Annotated in this window: 21 protein-coding genes and 1 pseudogene; 9 read left to right on the top strand and 13 right to left on the bottom strand. The window is 68.8% G+C overall.

All coding sequences use genetic code 11. The annotated features are described in order from the left end of the window. Positions 1-160: 160 nt before the first annotated feature. Positions 161-1,666 carry an AAA family ATPase gene (locus DK389_RS30240; RefSeq protein ID WP_162560964.1) on the bottom strand — a complete coding sequence of 502 codons (1,506 nt, stop codon included), beginning with the start codon at positions 1,664-1,666 and terminating at the stop codon, positions 161-163. Positions 1,667-1,798: 132 nt separating this feature from the next. Here DK389_RS30240 and DK389_RS33230 point away from each other — a divergent pair, with 132 nt between their 5' ends. After that, positions 1,799-2,260, top strand: a complete 462-nt coding sequence (locus DK389_RS33230; RefSeq protein ID WP_162560963.1) for a hypothetical protein — start codon at positions 1,799-1,801, stop codon at positions 2,258-2,260. Positions 2,261-3,098: 838 nt separating this feature from the next. On the opposite strand, the gene DK389_RS30230 is transcribed toward DK389_RS33230, so the two are convergent. From DK389_RS30230 to DK389_RS30215, 4 genes are all read right to left on the bottom strand, one after another. After that, positions 3,099-4,289: a tyrosine-type recombinase/integrase gene (locus tag DK389_RS30230; protein WP_109896979.1), complete on the bottom strand. Its 1,191-nt coding sequence runs from the start codon at positions 4,287-4,289 to the stop codon at positions 3,099-3,101. Positions 4,290-4,832: 543 nt separating this feature from the next. Beyond that, positions 4,833-5,021, bottom strand: a complete 189-nt coding sequence (locus DK389_RS30225) for a hypothetical protein (protein ID WP_109895336.1) — start codon at positions 5,019-5,021, stop codon at positions 4,833-4,835. Positions 5,022-5,089: 68 nt separating this feature from the next. After that, positions 5,090-5,893: a fructosamine kinase family protein gene (locus tag DK389_RS30220; protein WP_236960456.1), complete on the bottom strand. Its 804-nt coding sequence runs from the start codon at positions 5,891-5,893 to the stop codon at positions 5,090-5,092. Next, complete coding sequence (locus DK389_RS30215) at positions 5,890-6,360, bottom strand: low molecular weight protein-tyrosine-phosphatase (RefSeq protein WP_109895334.1); 471 nt, start codon at positions 6,358-6,360, stop codon at positions 5,890-5,892. Before DK389_RS30215 ends, DK389_RS30220 begins: the two co-directional genes overlap by 4 nt. 253 nt (positions 6,361-6,613) lie before the next feature. Here DK389_RS30215 and DK389_RS30210 point away from each other — a divergent pair, with 253 nt between their 5' ends. From DK389_RS30210 to DK389_RS33225, 5 genes are all read left to right on the top strand, one after another. Beyond that, entirely contained in the window at positions 6,614-7,738 is a 1,125-nt protein-coding gene (locus DK389_RS30210) for a PAS domain-containing protein (RefSeq protein ID WP_109895332.1), read from the top strand. Positions 7,739-7,922: 184 nt separating this feature from the next. Next, a complete protein-coding gene (locus tag DK389_RS30205; protein WP_109895330.1) occupies positions 7,923-8,237 on the top strand; it encodes a hypothetical protein in 315 nt (104 codons plus the stop codon). A 474-nt stretch (positions 8,238-8,711) separates the two neighbouring features. Continuing rightward, positions 8,712-8,897 carry a hypothetical protein gene (locus DK389_RS30200; RefSeq protein ID WP_109895328.1) on the top strand — a complete coding sequence of 62 codons (186 nt, stop codon included), beginning with the start codon at positions 8,712-8,714 and terminating at the stop codon, positions 8,895-8,897. After that, positions 8,881-9,192: a hypothetical protein gene (locus DK389_RS30195; RefSeq protein WP_418291985.1), complete on the top strand. Its 312-nt coding sequence runs from the start codon at positions 8,881-8,883 to the stop codon at positions 9,190-9,192. The genes DK389_RS30200 and DK389_RS30195 overlap by 17 nt, the downstream gene beginning before the upstream one ends. 133 nt (positions 9,193-9,325) lie before the next feature. Further along, complete coding sequence (locus DK389_RS33225) at positions 9,326-9,577, top strand: hypothetical protein (RefSeq protein WP_162560962.1); 252 nt, start codon at positions 9,326-9,328, stop codon at positions 9,575-9,577. A 79-nt stretch (positions 9,578-9,656) separates the two neighbouring features. On the opposite strand, the gene DK389_RS30185 is transcribed toward DK389_RS33225, so the two are convergent. From DK389_RS30185 to DK389_RS30175, 3 genes are read right to left on the bottom strand one after another with little or no spacing between them, the layout of a single operon-like run. Beyond that, positions 9,657-10,415 (bottom strand): ABC transporter ATP-binding protein, encoded by a 759-nt coding sequence (locus DK389_RS30185; protein ID WP_109895326.1) that lies wholly within the window; start codon positions 10,413-10,415, stop codon positions 9,657-9,659. A gap of 5 nt (positions 10,416-10,420) precedes the next feature. Then, positions 10,421-11,173 (bottom strand): ABC transporter permease, encoded by a 753-nt coding sequence (locus tag DK389_RS30180; RefSeq protein WP_109895324.1) that lies wholly within the window; start codon positions 11,171-11,173, stop codon positions 10,421-10,423. A gap of 22 nt (positions 11,174-11,195) precedes the next feature. Then, positions 11,196-12,218, bottom strand: a complete 1,023-nt coding sequence (locus DK389_RS30175; protein WP_109895322.1) for an ABC transporter substrate-binding protein — start codon at positions 12,216-12,218, stop codon at positions 11,196-11,198. A 414-nt stretch (positions 12,219-12,632) separates the two neighbouring features. On the opposite strand from DK389_RS30175, the gene DK389_RS33220 reads away from it, so the two are divergent. Together DK389_RS33220 and DK389_RS30170 are read left to right on the top strand one after the other, a co-directional pair. Then, positions 12,633-12,794, top strand: a complete 162-nt coding sequence (locus DK389_RS33220) for a hypothetical protein (RefSeq protein ID WP_162560430.1) — start codon at positions 12,633-12,635, stop codon at positions 12,792-12,794. 93 nt (positions 12,795-12,887) lie between these two features. Further along, positions 12,888-13,324 (top strand): annotated as a pseudogene (locus DK389_RS30170) (DUF3597 domain-containing protein). Positions 13,325-13,522: 198 nt separating this feature from the next. On the opposite strand, the gene DK389_RS30165 reads toward DK389_RS30170, so the two are convergent. Both DK389_RS30165 and DK389_RS30160 read right to left on the bottom strand, forming a co-directional pair. Then, complete coding sequence (locus tag DK389_RS30165) at positions 13,523-14,632, bottom strand: polyamine ABC transporter substrate-binding protein (protein ID WP_194075139.1); 1,110 nt, start codon at positions 14,630-14,632, stop codon at positions 13,523-13,525. Then, positions 14,629-15,000 carry a RidA family protein gene (locus DK389_RS30160; RefSeq protein WP_109896976.1) on the bottom strand — a complete coding sequence of 124 codons (372 nt, stop codon included), beginning with the start codon at positions 14,998-15,000 and terminating at the stop codon, positions 14,629-14,631. The genes DK389_RS30165 and DK389_RS30160 overlap by 4 nt, the downstream gene beginning before the upstream one ends. A gap of 220 nt (positions 15,001-15,220) precedes the next feature. On the opposite strand from DK389_RS30160, the gene DK389_RS30155 reads away from it, so the two are divergent. Further along, entirely contained in the window at positions 15,221-15,490 is a 270-nt protein-coding gene (locus DK389_RS30155; RefSeq protein ID WP_109895320.1) for a GlsB/YeaQ/YmgE family stress response membrane protein, read from the top strand. Between the two features lie 69 nt (positions 15,491-15,559). Here the strand turns inward: DK389_RS30155 and DK389_RS30150 are convergent, their stop codons facing one another. From DK389_RS30150 to pnp, 3 genes are all read right to left on the bottom strand, one after another. Continuing rightward, on the bottom strand, positions 15,560-15,781 hold the full coding sequence (locus DK389_RS30150) for a YgaP family membrane protein (protein ID WP_109895318.1): 222 nt from the start codon (positions 15,779-15,781) through the stop codon (positions 15,560-15,562). A 92-nt stretch (positions 15,782-15,873) separates the two neighbouring features. Next, the gene (locus tag DK389_RS30145; RefSeq protein ID WP_109895316.1) at positions 15,874-16,512 is read right to left on the bottom strand and encodes a glutathione S-transferase family protein; all 639 of its coding nucleotides are present in this window, start codon (positions 16,510-16,512) and stop codon (positions 15,874-15,876) included. Between the two features lie 136 nt (positions 16,513-16,648). Beyond that, positions 16,649-18,850 carry a polyribonucleotide nucleotidyltransferase gene (pnp, locus tag DK389_RS30140; RefSeq protein ID WP_109895314.1) on the bottom strand — a complete coding sequence of 734 codons (2,202 nt, stop codon included), beginning with the start codon at positions 18,848-18,850 and terminating at the stop codon, positions 16,649-16,651. Positions 18,851-19,008: the final 158 nt, after the last annotated feature.

Below are 19,008 nucleotides of genomic sequence, written 5' to 3'. Positions count from 1 at the left end.
CGACGCTAAGTCATTGATTTCGCTGGATGCGCTGTGACGCCTTCGCGTGACGCGGCAGCACTTGCCTCGACCGTCACGCAGCGCTTCACGCCCGACCCTGTGACGTCGGTGACGTGCCCTCTCACGTCGATGTCACGCGGAATGTCACGAGAGTGCCGGGTCATGCGTTCGGCTCCCTCGCGATCCAGACATAGGGGTTGTCGCGCCCGACGATCCCCGTGCCCTGCAGTTCCTTCACCACCCGCTCCAGGGCCTTGCGGAACCGCGGCTCGCCTGGGTCATCGCCCGGCCGGCAGAGCACGCGCTGAAGCTTCGCCCGCCAGTGTTCGTACTTGGCGACGCGATGACCATAGGGGATCTGCAGTCCGGCAGGTGCCAGCTCCCCGAAATTGAGAAGGACCTCCCGGAGCGCAACCAGGGCGAGCTGCGCACGCTGCCCGAGCTTCACGCCACCGGCTCTCGCCTCGGCGCGCGTCTCCGGATCGCGGGTCAGCACGCCGGTGTCGGACCAGCGCAGGACGACAGGACCGATTGCCTTCGCGTAGTTCGACTTCAAGTGCTGCAGCTCGACCCGGCCTTCCGAGCCTAGGCTCTTGAGGCGAAGCGCCGAACGAGCCTGCCAGACCCAAGCGGTCGAGCCCGATGCCATGTTTGCCGAGCCGTCGCCTTGGGACTTTGATGTATGCGACAGGAGCAGGATGGCCGCATTGAGTCGGCTTGCTAAGCCGTTCAGCTGCGCCATGAAGGTCGCAACCTCACTGCGATCGTTCTCGTTGCCGATGAAGGCGAGCGAAGCGTTGTCGATCACGACCAGGGCAAGGTTCGAGATACGCCGGAGGTCCTCCTCCAATTCCGAGAAGAACTCAGTCAGCGCCACGCGCCGCCACAAGGCGAAGTCGGTCCCGAGATACGAGCTGATCCGCAGCCGCTCCTCGAGCTGCTCGAGCGTAAGGCCGAGCTCACGACAGATGCGCAGTTGACGCGCATGGAGGATCTGATCGGGATCCTCGCCGAAAAGGCCGGCAACCGCGCCGGTCTCGACCGGTAGGCCGAGGAAGGGCTGCCCGGAGGCGCAGCAAGTCAGCATATGCTGCCCGAGGAGGGTCTTGCCGGAACCACCGTCGGCGGCACACAGCGTGACCATGGCGCGTGGGACGATGGGATCAACGACGAAGCGAGTCTGCGCCGGCTCGACGCCGATCCAGCGGCTGATGGTCGAGGCGCTCGGCAGCGGAGGTGCGCGGGAGAGGTTGGCCGGTTCCCGCGAAGCTTCCGTCGCAGGATGCTCGGCGCGGGAGAGCAGATCATCTACCGTCCCATGGCCCTGCTCCAGCCATTCAGAGACATCGCCACCTAGCGGGAGCTCAGGGAAGTGCACGACACGCACTGATGCGGCTTGACCTCGCCGCGCGAGAGCAGCCTTCCGTGTTGCACATTTCCGGCCCGGCTCATCGTTGTCGGCGAGGACGAAGACGTCACGCCCGACGACCAGCCGGGCTGCCTCGTCGGGTACGTCGTTAGAGCCGCCGAAAGTGAAGGCGAAGGCGTTGGCGGCCGCGAGCGTGTCGACATCCTTCTCGCCCTCGGGCCAGAACAGCGGCTCGGACAGGTGCTCCGGATCGAAGGGGTCGAGCGCGCCGGCCGGGCCGGTGTAGGCGACCGGCACGAAGCCGCTGGGCTTCCGAAACTGCCACGCGATCGCTCCGTCCTGGGGCCGTCGCACCCGGTAGGCATCGAGAAAGCTCCCGCCCGTCCGCTTGATCTTGATCCGGACCGGTTGGCCGTTGTGGCGGTAGACGTGACGGCGCGCCTCATCGCTGCGTGCCGCGATCGTGTCGGCACCTATCGCGATCAGCTTCGGCTTGCCCTTGTCGTCCGGCGGGGTCCAGGCGGGGAAATCCGTCGTGGCGGGCTCGACCGGCTGCCGCTTCAGGATGACGGTGTGCCCGTTCGTGAGGGGGCCAGATCCCGGGATACTGGCGCGGGGCTCGAGCTCGCCGCGGGTGAGTCCGCTGCGGATCGTCGCCCAAGTCTGCCGGTTGCCATCCTTTGCAACGTAACCGTTCGCGGTGGCAGCCTCGTAGAGGCGCTGCTCGACGATATTCCGGTTCAAGCACCCAGCACCGACAAGCTGCCCGAGGCGGAAAGCGGCGAGGTTGAGCCGGGCATTGCGCCAGGAGGCGGTGCGAGCCAGCTCATCGCATTCGCGGTCGAGCGCGGCCCGCGCGTATTCATGAGGCATCCCCCAAGCCACGTTTAGAACCCAGTCATATCTATTGAATTTTTAGAAGCCCGCGCAAATATCCATTGGTGGCTATTTGTCAGACGTGCTGCATATCAGCGGCCCAAGTCTGTTAACAGCCCAATGATCTAGCTCGTCGATGAGGTACAATGGCACCCGGCCCGATTTTTGGAATTTCGGACCTCCGCCTAGGCACGCATACTTGGCGAGAGTTGACGGAGCGATTTCAACCCCGTGCCGCCGTGCGAGATATTGAGCAGCCTCCCACCGCCGAAGTCGCGGCTTTACGAGAGCAGAGCTAATGCCGGAATTCGAAACTATGATTGGCAGCTTCTTCTGAGCCATTTTCAATCCTCCGGCCTCTCCATCGGAGGCCAGCCCGCTACCCACCCAGACATTGCGGGAGGCGCCCGACGAAAGCAATATACTTACCTTGAAATGCAGTCAAGACCCATACAAACACAGCAAATTCCAGCAACCTCCGGCAAACCCGCAGGATCATTTGTCAACAAGATTGCAAATTCAGCCGCTATTTTGAAATATATATTATCGGCTAATTTCGCGGCCGCTCATGACGGACAAGCCGTTGATTAAGTGAGGTTTTTTTGATTTTGATGCGACTAAGACGGATGAAATTGTCACCAGCGAACATTCCGTCTGCCGCTACGTTCCAAACTGAGAGATGATTATCTGCTCTTGCAGGGGGCATTAGTCATAAGACGACCAAATAATTTTGGAATTCTTCAGACGCCAGCCTATAAACACTGCCGCACAGCAAGAGATTTTAGCGATTTTTTATTCTAAATAGCAGATAAATCACATCGAATACGTGATAAATACACAATATTTCAAAGCTTTATCTCTCGAGAGCGACAAGCATCCGTCCAGCCACGGCATCCGCAGCAGCCACTAATACAGCGTCGGGCACGTGCGCATAGCGTGCTGTCACACCGGGCACGCTGTGCCCAAGAAGGCCCGCGATCGTGAGCTCAGAGTAACCGATTGCTGCCGCTGCGGCGGCAAAGCTGTGCCTCAGCACATGCACTGTGACGCCCTGCAGCCCGGCACGGGCGCACAGCCGGTCCAGCACCTTCGGCAGGCCAACGAAGTGTCCGTCGCCACGACCGGCCGGAAACGCCCACGGCGAGCCGTTGAGGAAGGGCAGGGCGCCAAAGGCCGCCTTGCCGATCGGACGCAACTGAGCCCCGCTTTTGGTGTCTCCAAACCGGATGCAACTATGCTCCTCGTCGAGCCACGCGCGAGGGAGGGCGAGTGCTTCCATGCGCCGGCAGCCAGTCAGCAGGAGAAAGCGCACGGCCGCGATGCCGGTGGCAGTCTCGCCGTCGTTCTCGGCCTCGCGCATGGCCTGGCCGAGGCGGCCGAGTTCGACGGCTGACAAGAACCGCCGCTGCCTGCCGTCAGGCGCCCTCTGAACGCCGCGCGCCGGGTTGGCGGTGATGATCTTCTTGCGCTTGGCGAACTCGAGGATGGTCCCCAGCATGCCCACGGTGCGCGAAGCTACTCCCTTGCCGCCGGTGGTGACGCCACCGACTCCGACGCGCGCTGCGGCCGTCTTCCCAGCCTCGATGGCGCGCTGCATGGCCTCCACGTCGTCGGAAGTGAGGGCAGGGACTCGACGAGCACCGAGCAGCGGCTTGACGTGCCGCTCGATGCGGCTGCGGTCCATAGCCAGCGTCGAAGCCTTCACGCGGCCAACGGCATCCGCTAGGTAGAGGTCGCACAGCTCAGCGACGGTCACAGCTCCCCGGATCTTGTGGCGCTCCGCGGAAGGGTCTGCGCCTCGCACGACCGCTCCCAGCTTCTCTCTGGCCACCTTGCGTACCTCGTCAGGCGTCGCGGCGCCAACACGAGCGATCGCGAGCTTGCGCTGGCGCCCCTCTGCCGTGCGGTATTTCACGACGTAGCTGGCCACACCGCTCGGCATGACCCGCACGCCGAACCCTTTCAGCTCGGTGTCCCAAGCGTAGACCTCTGCGAAAGGATCAGGTGTGAGGCTGTCGACAAGTCGCTTCGTGATCTTCGGCAAGTTCGCCCCCAATCCAAGTTCCGCGCCCGCCGCGGAACCACGGCGGAACCAGATGGGCTGAAGTCGGAGCCCATCCGCGAAATCACAAGCAAATCCGAAATCGGCGGAAGGACAAGCCGCATCAGTCGCTTAGCGATAACGCGCCAAGTCGGGCAATCACGCGAAAAGCGAAGAACCTAACCTTGCCAAGGTTGGGGTCGAGGGTTCGAATCCCTTCGCCCGCTCCAATTTTCCCAACCGATTGTCTGCATGAGCCGGCGCGAGCCGGCTTTTCGCGTTCGATGCCTCCGCGGACCGCGATCCCGAATGGCGCGGATCGCTCCGGGCCTTCCAGGTGGCTGCCGGATCCGCTGCCGCGGGGACCCAGCGACGCGCCGGAGCCCGCATCGGTCGCGCCCTGCTGCCCGAGGAGCCCGAGCAGCTCGTGCCGGTGGAGCCGATCGTGTCGTCGCGCCTGAAGCCCGCGGCGTTCGGCGGCCCCTCACATCGTGCAGCCCTGCTTATCCCTCTCGTGACATCGCGAGGGCGCCGTCCGTCGCGCGATCAGCGCCCAGCATAGATCGACCACGCGTTCGGGGCGTAGGGGCCGGGCATCTCTCGGTGCGGTGCGACGGGCCGCGGCCTCTCCGCTTCGAGCCCCGCAATGGCGCGCGCGATGGCCGGCCGCGGGTCCGCCCCGTCCGCGATGATGCTGCGAAGCGCGGTCATGAGCGTCGTGTGAGCGTCCTGCATGGCGACACCTGTGCGTGTGCGAGGCCGGCATTGAAGCGCGGGACGCCCCTTCGGGACTGTGAGCCGCATCACGCGCCGGCCGCCGTCAGGAGGGTCTCCACCAAGCCCCGGTAGCCCGCTCCGAACAGGCGCAGATGCACCAGGGCGGGCCAGAGCTGATAGATCGGCACCCGCTCGGCGAAACCCGGCTCGGCCGGCCCGTAGGCCTCGCGGAAGGAGGAACCGGGCTGGCCGAACAGGGAGAGCATGGCGAGGTCGACCTCGGCGTGGCCGTGGTAGCAGGCCGGGTCGATCAGGCCCGAGACCCGCGGGCCGTCGAGGAGCACGTTGCCGCCCCAGAGATCGCCGTGGAGCAGGGCCGGACGCGGGTTCGCGGGCAGGCGGCCCGGCAGGGCAGCGGCGAGCGCCTCGACGCGGCGGGCGAGGCTGGGTTCGAGGTGGGGCAGGTGGCAGGCGAGGCGGCGCTCGGCGAAGAACGCGGCCCAGTTCGTGCTCCAGCCGTTGCGGATCGCGACCGGTCCGAAGGCGTAGTCCCGGTCCCAGCCGTAGCGCGCGCCGGTCGCCGCGTGCAGGCGCGCCACGGCACGGCCGAGATCCGCGTCGGCGCCCCGCGCGCCCTGCGCGGGAAGCCGCTCCATCACCAGCGCGCGGGCATCGGCCGCGAACACGGCCGGCGCGGGCGCGCCGCTCGCCCGGATGGCGCGCAGCATCGCGGCCTCCGCGAGCGGGTCCGGGCCGTCCTTGACGACGGCCTCGCGTCCGTCGGCGAGGACGATGCCGACGAGGCTCGACAGATCGCCGCCGCCCATCGGCCGGGTCCGGACGAGCCGGCCCCCGAGCAGGGCGGCACCGACCTCGGCGAGCCCCGTCACCGGCTCAGGAGGCCGGCCACGAGGGCACGGGCCCCCGCCTCCACGTCGGCCCAGGTCACGGCGAAGCCGTCATCGGCCCCGTAATAGGGGTCCGCCACCGCCTCGCCGGCCCGGCCCGGCACGTGGTCGAGCAGGAGCGAGAGCGCGGCACCGCCCTCGGGACGCATCCGCTCCAGCCGCGCGAGGTTCTCGCCGTCGAGGGCGACGACGTGGCTGAAGCGTGCGAAATCGCCCTCGCTCACCTGCCGGGCGCGATAGGCGGAGATGTCGATGCCGTGGCGCCGCGCGATCGCCCGGGCGCGACGGTCGGGCGGTTCGCCCACGTGCCACGCGCCCGTGCCGGCCGAATCCACCTCCGCGTCGAGCCCCGCCCGCTCCGCCTCGCGCCGGAACGCCGCCTCCGCGAGCGGCGAGCGGCAGATGTTGCCGAGACAGACGAACAGGATGGCGGGCCTTCGGACATGCATGCGGCGCTTCCTCGCGGGTCCGGCCCAATCTAGCGAAAGGTTCGGCCGCGCTCGATACGCCGAACCGATGGCGATCCTCCGGCAAGCGGCGCGGGACGATGCGTGCGGATCGGGACACGCGACACCGTGCGTAAGGTTCCAACGGCGCAGCGTGCCGTAAACGTTGCTAGAATGCCGGACGCCGGTCGCGTGCGCGTCGAGTTCCCGACGTCGAAGCGTCGCCAGGAAGCACCGGCAAGGGCTCGCTCCAAAGATGTCCTCGTATTCCAGCACAGCGAATGCTGAAGGCGGCGATCAGCACAATTACAAATTTCGGTCGCCACCCTTCCGTATAGCGCTAGACGCGATCGGTGAGGCGGTCGTCATCACGACCGCGGAACTGGAGCCGCCCGGTCCGGTCATCGCCTACGTCAACCCCGCCTTCACCCGCCTGACGGGCTACGCGGCGGACGAGGTCACCGGCCGTACGCCGCGCCTCCTGCAGGGTCCTCTGACCGACCGGGCCGCCCTCGACCGCCTGCGCGCGGACCTCACGACCCGGGAGGCGTTCGAGGGCACGACCACGAACTACCGCAAGGACGGGAGCCCCTACATCCTGCACTGGAACATCACGCCGCTGCGGGACGAGGACGGCGCGCTCACCCACTGGATTTCCCTTCAGCGGGAGATCGCGGGCGAGGGCTGGACCGAGCCGCGGCCGCATGCGCGCGTCCGGGAGGTCGCCGAGGAGGCCGAGGCCGGCCTGGCTCGCGGGTTCGGGTCCGACACGGCGGAGGAGGGTGCCCGTGCGCGCGCCGTGCGGGAGGTCCGCGCCACCCTCGCCCTGGTGCGCTCGATCGTGCGCCGCACGGCCGACAGCACGGCGGCGGCGGACGAACTCGTCACGCATCTCGACGACCGGTTGCGGACGGCCGGGCGGCTGAAGATCGCCGCGCTGCAGAGCCGCCCCGGCCTCGACCTCGCTCTCCTCGCCGGCGAGGAACTCGCGGCCTTCGAGATGCCCGAGCGCGGCCGGATCCGCGTCGCGGGCCCGGCCGTCGGCCTGCACGCGCGCGCCGCCGAGCTGATCGGCCTCGCCCTCCACGAGCTCGCCACGAACGCCATCAAGTTCGGGGCGCTCGCCGGCGAGACCGGGAGCGTCTCGGTCCGCTGGCGCATCGCGGGGCGGGGCGGGAGGCCGCGGCTGGTTCTGCGCTGGGTCGAGACGGGCGCGGCGCAGCCCGTTCCGCCGCCGACCCGTGCGGGCTTCGGCACGACGCTGCTCGAGCGGGTCCTTCCGGCCGATCTCGAGGCCCGGACGCATCTCCGCTTCGCGCCCGAGGGCTTCGCCTGCCGGATCGAGGTGCCGCTCGCCGAATCCGGCCTGCGGATCCCCTGAGGGACCGTCCGTCGGCGCCCGGTCGGAACGGTTAAGAAAGCCTCGCCCCCGGCGCCGCGCCCTGTCCCGTTCCGGGATGAGCGTCCGTACGCCGCGGTACGGTTAAGCTTTCACTAACCATTGGAATCGAAACCGGGTGTTGAGCCCCCGGCCCTCGGGAGGCGGGACGTCGGAATGGGAAGCCATGGCCCCGGGATATGTGATCGCGATCGCACTGGAGACCGCCGGCCTGATCACGCTCGCGCTCGGTCTGATCCTCGCCCGCGCCGAGCGCCGCGCCAAGTCCGTGGAGCTCAAGGGCTTTCTGCGCTCAGGCCAGCCAGTGCAGCTCGCGCCGCGCACCACTGCCATGTCCCGCACGCGGCCCGGGCCCGCCCACGACGTCGTCCTGGCCAGCCCTGCAGCCGACGAGCCTCAGCTTCCCTCCGAGGCGCGCGAAGCGCTGCGGCGCGCCTATCCGCGCCTTCCCGAGACCCGAATCGCGGCTCCGGCCGCCTGAGGGAAGGGGGTCAGTGCAGGAGCGCGCTGAGGCCGCTGCCGCACAGCACGACGAAGCCCAGCGTCATGATGAACTTCAGGTCCTCGATCCGCTCGCTCATGACATCCTCGACCGCAACGCGCCCGCCTCATGCGGGCTGAAATCGAGGATCGCGGATCGGTCGCATTTTCGCAGTGTGATTCATCACGGCTTAACGGGTTGCACAGGCTATCCACATTGCAGCGTTGACGAAGCGTTAAGACCTCGCCGAAATGCCCGGGTCCGTTAACGCGAATCGGCCTGGAACAAGCGGAGCCGCGGCGCGTTCGGTCTGAGGTCTCAACAACCGACAGGCCTTCCCAAGGCCGACACGGCCCGCCTCCTCCCCAGGAGGCGGGCCGTTTCGCGAGCGGCACCGCGCAGACTGCATCCCGCGCAGTCTGGTATGGTCCAGCCGTGCCCGGTCAGGGGGATCGCCCACGCGGAGTCACCGACATGCGCAATCTTCTTCTCCTCCTCATCCTGATCGCTGCGGGCTTCGTCCTCGTCGCCATGTACGTCGCGCCCTCGCAGCCGCAGCTGCGCGCGTGGTACCGCGACAATGCCTGCGTGCATCTCGACAAGGTCAGCCCGCAGATCTGCGCGCCGATCCGCCAGGCCGACGGTGGCCAGGGCGCCTGAGCCGCCCTCGCGCCTGCGCCGAGCCCTCGACTGGGCCTTCCGCGATCGGGAGACGGGTCGGATCACGGTCGCGCAATGGCCGAACGCGCCGCTCTGGATGTTCGCAGCCGGCAGCCTCGCCGCGCATCTCATGGGGCCGGATGACGGCGCGGGGCGCGTCCTGCGCCTCGCCGCGACGGCCTGCCTCGTGGTCTGGTCCGTCGATGAGATCGTTCGCGGCGTGAACCCGTGGCGGCGCATCCTCGGAGCGGGGGTGTTCGGGGGCGTGATTCTGCTGGCGGCGGGCCCCGCCTGACGAGGGCAGTCGCCGCGCAGGGGCGCGGAATCCGGTTCCTCAAGGAAATTTGATCGCGCGCAACCAACTTGGCCGGGGCGATCAGCCGGGTATCGCGTGCAACCCTGACGTTAGATCAGTTCGGGGGTACACGATGACGGAAGTGGGCGCCTCGTCCCTGTTGCGCGCCGTTCCGACCGTTTCGGAGCGGGCCCGCATCCTTCTGCGGATCGCCGAGACGCTGGAGGTGCCACTGGCCGACCTGTCTCGGACCGAGGGGGCGATGGGCAGCGCGGAGGCGTCGGAGGCGGAATGCGCGGCCCTCCTGGCGGCCTTCCGGCGCATCCCCGACCCGGACTTGCGGCGCCGCTGCCTCTCCCTCGTCTCCGCCTTCGGCGAGGCCTGAGACGCCTTCGTGCGAGGCCCGCCGGCCCCGTTCCCGCCGGAGGAACCCGTCGGACCACCGGCCCGCCGGGATTGCCGTCTCAGAGATCGGCGGACCGCCGGGACAATTCGGCCCTGAGGCTGCGGGCGGCCTCGAGCAGGGCGGCGTCGCGGCGCTGGCGGGGGCGGGGCAGGTCGATGCGCACCTCGGCCGCGACCCGGCCCGGGCTGCCGGCGAGCACCACGACCCGGTCGGCGAGGGTGACCGCCTCGTCGATGTCGTGGGTGACGAACAGCACCGTCTTGCCGGTCTGCGCCTTGATCCGCTGCAACTCGTCCTGAAGGCCCTCGCGGGTGAAGCTGTCGAGGGCCGAGAACGGCTCGTCCATCAGGAGCACGTCGGGCTCGACGGCGAGCGCGCGGGCGATGGCGACGCGCTGGCGCTGGCCGCCGGAGAGCTGGTGCGGCCAGCGCCCCCCGAGATCGGCGAGGCCGACGAGGGCCAGCATCTCGGCGGCCTTGGCGCGGCGCTCCGCCTTCGAGAGGCCCGAGCCCTCGAGCCCGAAGGCGACGTTGTCGATCACCCGCCGCCAGGGCAGGAGCCGCGCATCCTGAAACACCAGGGCCATCGGCGTGCGGCAGCCGGGCCGGGTGTCGAGGCGGACTTTGCCGGAACTCGGCCGGGCGAGGCCGATCAGCACCCGCAGGAGCGTCGACTTGCCGACGCCGGACTCGCCGACGATGACCAGGAACTCGCCCCGCGCGATGCTGAGATCGAGGTTCGACAGGATGACGCTGCGCTGCCCTCCGCGCTCGTACGCGAGGCTGAGAGCCCGGATGTCGATGATCGCGTCGCTCATCGCCGTCATGCCCGCCAGCGCAGGAGCCAGCCCTGCAGCGCCACGAAGGCGGAATCGAACAGGCCGTAGAGGGCGGCCATGGTGAGCATGTAGACGACCACGATATCGGTGGAGAGGAGGCTCGAGGCCTGCATCATGCGCTGGCCGACGCCGGGCACGCCGAAGATCTCGGCGGCCACCACCGCCATCCAGGCCTGGCCCAGAGCCGTGCGCAGGCCGACGAGGATGCCCGGGGTGGCGGCGGGGAGCAGGATCTTGGTGAGCCGCGCCAGCGGCGAGCGGAAGCCGAAGGCCTGCGCCACCTCGATCAGGTCGCGGTCGACGCCGCGCACCGCCCCTTGCGTCGCGAAGAACACGATCCAGAACACGCCGATCGCAATGATGAACACGGCGGCCGAGGGTTGCACCCCGAACCAGATGATCGCGAAGGGCACCCAGGCGAGGCCGGGGATCGGGCGGAGCAGCCGCACGATCCAGGCGGTGAAGGCCTCGAAGGAGCGGGACATGCCGCTGAGGAGCCCCAGGCCGACGCCCGCCCCGGCGCCCGCGGCGAGACCCGCCACGTAATGGCTCAGGCTCGACAGCACGGCCTCCGGCCAGATCCCGAGGGAGACCTCGCGCAGGAACGCGGTCGGGATCGTGCTCGGCGGCGGCAGGAAGGCGGGGTTGATCAGGCCGAGCCGGGGCATCGCCTCCCAGAACAGCAGGAAGGCGACGAGGCCGGAGGCCGCGAGCAGGGTCGAACGGACCAGGTTCATCGGTGGAGCTTCGGGCGCCGGCTCAGCGCTGCGTCGCCTTCTCGTAGAAGCTCGACACGAACAGGCCGTCGACGGGGATGTCCTTGTCCAGGGTACCGATGCTGACCTGATAGGCCTGCATCTTCTTCGTCGCCTCGATGATGGCGCGCGGGTCCGCGGTGAAGCGGGAGGCGGGGGAGGTCAGGGCCTTCTGGATCGTGGCCACGTCGGTGATGCCCTTTCCGAGCGCCTGCTCCACGGGGACCGCGGCGCGGGCCGGGTCGGTCTTGAGGAGGTCGGCCGCCTTGACCACCGCCCCGACGAGGCCCTCGACGGCCTGCGGGTTCTTGTCCGCGAAGGCGCCGAACACGCCGACCACGGTGCCGGGCTGGTCGGGGAACATCTCGCCCCCCGTCGCCACGAGCTTCATGGCCGGGTTGCGGGTCTGCACGATGGTCAGGGCCGGCTCGCGGATCGAGGCGCCATCGACGGCACCGGCGAGCAGCGCCTGCTGCGTCGCGTCGATGCCCATCGCCACGATCTCGGCATCGGCCTTGTCGGTCTTGGCGACCTGCCAGAGCCAGTGCTGCAGGGTCGTGTTCGGCACCGAGCCCGGCGGCTGCGTCGCGAGGCGGGCGGCACGGCCCTCCTTGGCGCGGAAGGCCTTGAACGCCTCGGCCTTGGAAACGCCGTCCTTGAAGTAGGGCGCAAGCTTGGGGCCGGCCACGAACACCATCTCCTCGATGGCGGTGGCGGCGACCACGCGCACGTCGATGTTCTTCGAGCGGGCGACCGCGAGCGGCGCGATGCCGGCGACGTAGACGTCGATCGTGCCGGAGGCCAGGGCCTGGATCATGTTGGGGCCGGATTCGAAGGTGGTGAAGCTCGGCGCGAGGCCCGCCTCCTTGAGCCAACCCTCACCGTTCGCCACGAAGACGGGGGCGGCCCCGACGACCGGGATCACGCCGATGCGCACGGGTACGGGCGCGTTCTGCGCGAGGGCCGGGCCGGCGACGAGGAGGGCGGCGGCCGTGAGGCACGCCTTGAGGACCGGGAGGAGGCGCATGCGGCGGAGATCCGGATGGGGGAATTGGGCCGTTCCCATGCCACAGGCGGGCAAAACTTCAAATACCATTGTGGGGGCGTGGATTAGGGTTGCCGGCAACGCTCGACCGACCTCCGGCCGCGGACCGCGCGTGTCGGTTCGGCCGCAACCGGAACGGGCCGCATCACGTTTCCGTCCCCCATCGGCAGGCCGGCTGAGCAATCTTGACACCCGGCTGATCCACTCAAACACCATGCGCCGCACATTCGAACCCGCGGAGCGATTCGCCTGTGCCATGTCCGCCGAGATGATCCGCGCGGATCATCTCGGACGAGCCCTCCGGAACCAGACTTTCGGGGGGAGCGCGCGGTCGGCTCGGGTCGGCGGCGCAGACCGGATGCCCGGTCCGTCAGCCGGGCAGGACAGGGCGACAGGGTGATCGTGTTCACGAGCTTCTTCTGCCTCGCGGCCGGCGTGGGCCTGGCGGCAGCCTCGCTCCGCTATCCGGCCCGCGCGCCGGCCCTGGAGCGATGGAGCGGGGTGTGCCTCGTCGCCGGGTTGGCGCTGCTCGGCGCCGGGCTTCAGCTCCAGCGCTGAGCTGCGAGGAACACGGCCAAGCCGACCGCCGTTGACCACCGGCCGCCGCGCGCGGCCCACGCGAGACGCGCGAAACATCCAGGGAGTCGTGCCATGAGCCTCATCGGCAGCATCGTCAGCAAGATCCTGCATCCGTTCGGCGGAGGCTCGGCGGAGGCGGCCGAGAAGGCCGGCGCCCCGACCAGCGCTCCGGCCGGGGCGGTTCGAGCGCTCCGGCCTCCACGGCGACGACAGGAGGCGCCGCCTCGGCCGGCGCGGCCTCGTCAGGTGGCTCGGTCGACGTCGAGGCCGTCCTCAACGAGATGGCCTCCAAGAATCCGCAGAAGCTGAACTGGCGCACCTCCATCGTCGACCTGATGAAGCTGCTCGATCTCGATTCGAGCCTGCACGCCCGCCAGCAGCTCGCTGACGAATTGCACTATTCGGGCGACAAGAACGACTCGGCCTCGATGAATATCTGGCTGCACAAGCAGGTGATCAAGAAGCTGGAGGAGAATGGCGGCAAGGTTCCGGCCGACCTGAAGGACTGAGCGGGTCCGGCCACCCGCGCCGCCCCGGCGGGCTCGCGGTTGCGAGCATCGGCCCGGGCACGCCGCGAGATCGGCCCGTCGAGCGCGGGCTCCCCTCCCCACGTCCGGAAGGGGAGCCCGCTGCGCATTCCGCTCCGGCATGGAAGCCGTGGCGCCGGGTCCCGTGCGAACCGCGAGGCCGGGCCGGGGGCTGCGGCCTCAGCGCCCCGTGCGCACCCGGGTCCACAGCCTCGTGACGAACCGCTGCGTGCGGTCGTCCCAGGCAGTGTTGGTGGAGAGGCGCTGCATCGTCGCCTCGTCCGGGTAGATGCCGGGATTGCTCAGGATCTCGGGCTTCACGAGTTTCTTGGCCGGCAGGTTGCCGCTCGCGTAGGACACGAAGTTGGTGTTGGCCGCCGCCACCTCGGGCCGCATCATGTAGTCGATGAAGGCGTGGGCCTCGGCGGCGTGGGGCGCGTCCTTCGGGATCGCGAAGGCGTCGAACCACATCAGCGCGCCCTCCTTCGGAATGACGTAGCCGACCTCGACGCCGTTCTTGGCCTCCTCTGCCCGCTTCTTCGCCTGGAGCACGTCGCCCGAATAGCCGACCGCGACGCAGATATCGCCGTTGGCGAGCGCCTGGATGTACTCCGAGGAGTGGAACTTCCGCACCGCGCCGCGCACCTTGTAGAGCGCGTCGGTGACCTGGGTCATGTCGTCCCAGCGCTTCGAATCCGCCTTGAGCCCGTAGGCCGGCAGCATGCTGGGGATCAGGTCCTCGGGGCTGTCGAGCATCATGATCCCGCAATCCTTGAGCTTGTTCGCGCTGCCCGGATTGAGGACGAGGTTCCAGGTGTTCAGGGGCGTGCCCGCTCCGAGCCGCTCGCGCACGGCGCCGAGGTTGAGGCCGATCCCGGTCGTGCCCCACATGTAGTCCACCGCGTGGACGTTGCCGGGATCGTAGGTCGCGAGCCGCCCGGCGATCTCGGGCCAGACATGGACGAGGTTCGGGACCTTCCCCTTGTCGAGGGGCTGGAAGGCGCCCGCCTTGATGAGCCGCTGCAGGAAGGGCCCCGAGGGCACGACCACGTCGTAGCCCGAGCGGCCGGCGAGCAGCTTCGTCTCCAGGATCTCGTTGTTGTCGTAGGTGTCGTAGACGACCTTGATGCCGGTCTCCTTGGTGAAGCTCTCCAGCACCTTCGGGTCGATATAGTCCGACCAGTTGTAGACGTTGACCACGCGCTCGGGCGCCTGCGCCGCGGCCGGTCCCGCGAGGGGCGCGAGGAGGAGGGCGGCGAGCGCCCCCCGGATGAGCCCGCGCCGGCTCACCGCGCCCCTCCGGCAGGGGCTCTCGCCGCCGTCACCACGATCTCGACGAGGTATTGCGGCCCCGCGAGCTTCGCCTCGACGGTGGCGCTGGCAGGCGGGTTCCCCCGGTCGACCCAGGCGTCCCAGGCGGCGTTCATCTCCGCGAAGGTGCCCATGTCGGCAAGGTAGATCGTCGCCGCGAGGATCCGGCTCTTGTCGCTGCCGGCGGCCGCGAGCAGCCGGTCGATCTCGGACAGGATCGCCTGCGTCTGCGCCGTGACCCCGGTGCCGACCGTGTCGGCGGCGACCTGCCCCGCCAGATAGACCGTATCCCCGTAGGCGACCGCCTGGCTCATGCGGGGGCCGGACTCGAAACGCTCGATCGTCATGCTGACCTTCAATCCTCGCAGATTCGGGGCGCTGCGGCCCGCCGAGCCTTGTGCCGCCGGAGCACCGCGACCGTAAAGGGGCCACGGCGGGCGGCGGCTCGGGAAAGCCCGATGCCGGGCCGCAGGCCGCCTGCGACAAACTTTCCTGGCGAGGCGCAACCAGAGAGGCCGTCGGCACGTTGCTTTCGCAGGTTACAGCGAAGCTCAGGATCCACGAGCCATGTTTTCGATCATCGGAACCATCATCATCGGCTTCATCGCCGGCGTCATCGCCAAGTTCCTCATGCCGGGCAACAACGAGCCGTCGGGCTTCATCCTGACGACCATCCTCGGCATCGTCGGCGCCTTCGTGGCGACCTTCATCGGCCAGGCCGTCGGCTGGTACGGGCCGAACCAGGGCGCGGGTTTCATCGGCGCCATCGTCGGCGCCGTCGTCGTGCTGGCGATCTACGGCTTCGTCGCCGGCCGCAGCCGCACCACCACGCTCTGACGCGAAGCAGAGCCCGCATGAAGAAAGGGGCGCCGCGAGGCGCCCCTTTCTCGTTTCCGGAGGCTCCGCTCAGAGATGCTCGGAGGCCGCCTTGATGGAGCAGTGGCCGGTCGCACCGCGGATGGCGAGCCCGGCCCCGACGATGAGCGCGGCGAGGCTCAGGAGCTTGTTCGGGCGCGGCTGCGCGGCCGCCGCCGCGATTCCGAGGCCGAGCACAACCGAGACGGCACGCTCCGTCGTCGTCAGGTTCTGCTCGCCGCTGAAGATGTCGTGGATCATCGCATTCGCCATCGGGTGTCGTCTCCGGTTAGGGGGATTCTCGCGGGGCGAACGCGGGGCGGGGGGCGGCGTTCCGCGAGGCGGTGCCGCACCGCACCCGTGCTTCAGCCAGCCTGCCGCTCGGCAAGCAGCCGGTCGTCGATCTCCCGGGCCCGGATGGCGGCCGGGCGCGCGTTGAGGCGCGCGACGTAGGTCTCGAAGGCCGGGCGCTTCTCCAGCGTGCCGAAGGCCATGCCCCAGCCGAGATGCGAGCCGACATAAACGTCGGCCGCCGTGAACTGATCGCCGCAGATGTAGTCCCGGCCCGAGACCGCACCTTCGAGGGCGTCCACCACCGAGGCGAGACTGCCGTAGCCGACCATGCCGCGCATGCGGGGATCGTCCGGCACCACGACGCCGAGGGTCTTGTTGGTGGTGGCGGCCTCGACGGGACCCGCCGCGAAGAACATCCAGCGATAATAGGGGCCGCGGGCCCGGCCGCCGTGGGGCGGAGCGAGGTTCGCCTCGGGGAAGGCGTCGGCCAGATAGGCGCAGATGGCGGCGGTCTCCGTCACCACCGTGTCGCCGTGTCGGATCGACGGGACCTTCCCCATCGGGTTGATGGCGCGGTACTCCGCCGACCGTGTCGAGCGGCCGAATTCCAGGATCTCGGCCCGGTAGGGCGCACCGACCTCCTCCAGCATCCAGCGGACGATGCGCCCGCGGGACATGGGGGTCGTGTAGAAGACGAGTTCGTCGGACATGGCGGCCTCCCTTTCCGTTACGGCGATTCGCGCGGGCGGAGAAGACCACAAAGCGGCAGCACGCGGACCGCCTCGAAACGAAAAGCGCGGCCCCGAAGGGCCGCGCTCCGCGTCGTTCAGGCGTGGCGGGAGGCGATCACTCGCCGGCGTTGCGGCGCTCGCCGCGCTCGCGGCGGGGCTCGTGGTCGCCGCGCTCGGACCGCTCGGCGTCGCGCTGGGCCTTCAGCTTCTCGGTGAGGTCCTCGCCGGTCTGCTGATCGACGACCTTCATGGAGAGGCGGATCTTGCCGCGGTCGTCCTGACCGAGGAACTTCACCTTCACCTTGTCGCCTTCCTTGACCACGTCCGTCACCTTGGCGACCCGCTGAGCGGCGAGCTCCGAGATGTGGACGAGGCCGTCCTTGGCGCCGAAGAAGTTCACGAAGGCGCCGAACTCCATCGTCTTCACGACGGTGCCGTCGTAGATCATGCCCGGCTCGGCTTCCGCCACGATCGAGCGGATCCAGTTGTAGGCCGCCTTGATCGCCTTGCCGTCCGAGGAGGCGATCTTCACGATGCCGGTATCCTCGATGTTGATCTTGGCGCCGGTCTTCTCGACGATCTCGCGGATCACCTTGCCGCCCGTGCCGATCACTTCGCGGATCTTGTCGGTCGGGATCTGCATGGTCTCGATGCGCGGCGCGTACTCGCCGAGCTCGGGCCGCGCCGCGGTCAGGGCCTTGGCCATCTCGGCCAGGATGTGGGCGCGCCCGTCCTTGGCCTGCGCCAGCGCCACCCGCATGATCTCCTCGGTGATGCCGGCGATCTTGATGTCCATCTGGAGGGAGGTGACGCCCTCCTCGGTGCCGGCCACCTTGAAGTCCATGTCGCCGAGGTGATCCTCGTCGCCGAGGATGTCGGAGAGCACCGCGAAGCGCTCACCCTCGAGGATGAGGCCCATGGCGATGCCGGCGACGGGGCGGCGCAGCGGCACGCCCGCATCCATCAGCGACAGCGAGCCGCCGCAGACGGAGGCCATCGAGGAGGAGCCGTTCGACTCCGTGATCTCGGACACGACGCGGATCGTGTACGGGAACTCGTGGGCCGGGGGCAGAACCGGGTGGATCGCCCGCCAGGCGAGCTTGCCGTGGCCGATCTCTCGGCGCCCGGGCGAGCCCATCCGGCCGGTCTCGCCGACCGAATAGGGCGGGAAGTTGTAGTGCAGGAGGAACGTCTCCTTGTACGTGCCCTCCAGCGCGTCGATGAACTGCTCGTCCTCGCCGGTGCCCAGCGTCGCGACGACCAGCGCCTGCGTCTCGCCGCGGGTGAACAGCGAGGAGCCGTGGGCGCGCGGCAGCACGCCGACCTCGGAGACGATCGGGCGGACCGTCTTCACATCGCGGCCGTCGATGCGCGAGCCCGTGTCGAGGATGTTCCAGCGAACGACCTTCGACTGCGCCTCCTTGAAGGCCGCCTTGACCTTCTCGGGGGCGAATTTCTGCTCGCCCTCGGCCGGGCAGAGGGCGGCCACGACCCTCGCCTTCACGGCGTCGACGGCGGCGTAGCGCTCCTGCTTGACGGTCTTCTTGTAGGCGTCGCGAAGTTCCGCCTCGCAGATCTCCAGCACGGCCGTCTCGACGTCGGCGTTCTCGGGCGCCGAGAAATCACGCGGCTCCTTGGCGGCCTTCTCGGCCAGCCGGATGATCGCCTCGATGATCGGCTGGAAGTGCTTGTGGCCGAACATCACGGCGCCGAGCATCACGTCCTCGGAGAGCTCCTTGGCCTCCGATTCGACCATCAGGACGGCGTCCTGGGTGCCGGCGACGACGAGGTCGAGGGTCGAATCGTCGAGCTCGGTCACGAGCGGGTTGAGCTTGTAGCCGCCATTGACGTAGCCGACGCGGGCCGCGCCGATCGGGCCCATGAAGGGCACGCCCGACAGCGTCAGCGCGGCGGAAGCCGCCACCATCGCGACCACGTCCGGGTCGTTCTCGAGGTCGTGGGTCAGGACGGTGACGACGACCTGGGTGTCATTGCGCCAGCCCTCGACGAAGAGGGGACGGATCGGGCGGTCGATCAGGCGGGAGACCAGGGTCTCCTTCTCGCTCGGACGGCCCTCGCGCTTGAAGTAGCCGCCCGGGATGCGGCCGGCGGCGTAGGCGCGCTCCTGGTAGTTCACGGTGAGCGGCAGGAAGTCGATGCCGGCCTTCGGCTCCTTCGCGGAGACGACGGTGGCGAGCACCGAGGTCTCGCCGTAGGTGGCGACCACGGCGCCGTCGGCCTGGCGGGCCACCTTGCCGGTCTCAAGGACGAGCTTGCGGTCGCCCCACATCAGCTCTTCGCGTTGTACGTCGAACATATCTCTCATGCCTTCATGCGGTCGGGCGAACCCGGCGCCGCCAGCGGCAAGACGGCGAGGGGCTCCGGAGCCGAAGCCTCTCGCGATCCTGCCCTGGCGCCGCGCCTCGAAGTCGCCCGGGGTTCCGACGGGCCGGCATTCCGCCCCGCCGATGATGA

The sequence above is a fragment of the Methylobacterium durans genome (assembly GCF_003173715.1).
GTDB lineage: Bacteria > Pseudomonadota > Alphaproteobacteria > Rhizobiales > Beijerinckiaceae > Methylobacterium > Methylobacterium durans.
The sequence above is the reverse complement of the archived record's forward strand: the minus strand, read 5'-3'. Positions and strand labels throughout refer to the sequence as shown.

Bases quoted from the DNA above. Each gene is read 5' to 3' on its own strand.
- DK389_RS30225 (WP_109895336.1), bottom strand. From the start codon at position 5,021: ATGCAGGACGCTCACACGACGCTCATGACCGCGCTTCGCAGCATCATC.
- DK389_RS30215 (WP_109895334.1), bottom strand. From the start codon at position 6,360: ATGCATGTCCGAAGGCCCGCCATCCTGTTCGTCTGTCTCGGCAACATC.
- DK389_RS30210 (WP_109895332.1), top strand. From the start codon at position 6,614: ATGTCCTCGTATTCCAGCACAGCGAATGCTGAAGGCGGCGATCAGCAC.
- DK389_RS30205 (WP_109895330.1), top strand. From the start codon at position 7,923: ATGGCCCCGGGATATGTGATCGCGATCGCACTGGAGACCGCCGGCCTG.
- DK389_RS30200 (WP_109895328.1), top strand. From the start codon at position 8,712: ATGCGCAATCTTCTTCTCCTCCTCATCCTGATCGCTGCGGGCTTCGTC.
- DK389_RS33225 (WP_162560962.1), top strand. From the start codon at position 9,326: ATGACGGAAGTGGGCGCCTCGTCCCTGTTGCGCGCCGTTCCGACCGTT.
- DK389_RS30185 (WP_109895326.1), bottom strand. From the start codon at position 10,415: ATGAGCGACGCGATCATCGACATCCGGGCTCTCAGCCTCGCGTACGAG.
- DK389_RS30180 (WP_109895324.1), bottom strand. From the start codon at position 11,173: ATGAACCTGGTCCGTTCGACCCTGCTCGCGGCCTCCGGCCTCGTCGCC.
- DK389_RS30175 (WP_109895322.1), bottom strand. From the start codon at position 12,218: ATGCGCCTCCTCCCGGTCCTCAAGGCGTGCCTCACGGCCGCCGCCCTC.
- DK389_RS30160 (WP_109896976.1), bottom strand. From the start codon at position 15,000: ATGACGATCGAGCGTTTCGAGTCCGGCCCCCGCATGAGCCAGGCGGTC.
- DK389_RS30155 (WP_109895320.1), top strand. From the start codon at position 15,221: ATGTTTTCGATCATCGGAACCATCATCATCGGCTTCATCGCCGGCGTC.
- DK389_RS30150 (WP_109895318.1), bottom strand. From the start codon at position 15,781: ATGGCGAATGCGATGATCCACGACATCTTCAGCGGCGAGCAGAACCTG.
- DK389_RS30145 (WP_109895316.1), bottom strand. From the start codon at position 16,512: ATGTCCGACGAACTCGTCTTCTACACGACCCCCATGTCCCGCGGGCGC.
- pnp (WP_109895314.1), bottom strand. From the start codon at position 18,850: ATGTTCGACGTACAACGCGAAGAGCTGATGTGGGGCGACCGCAAGCTC.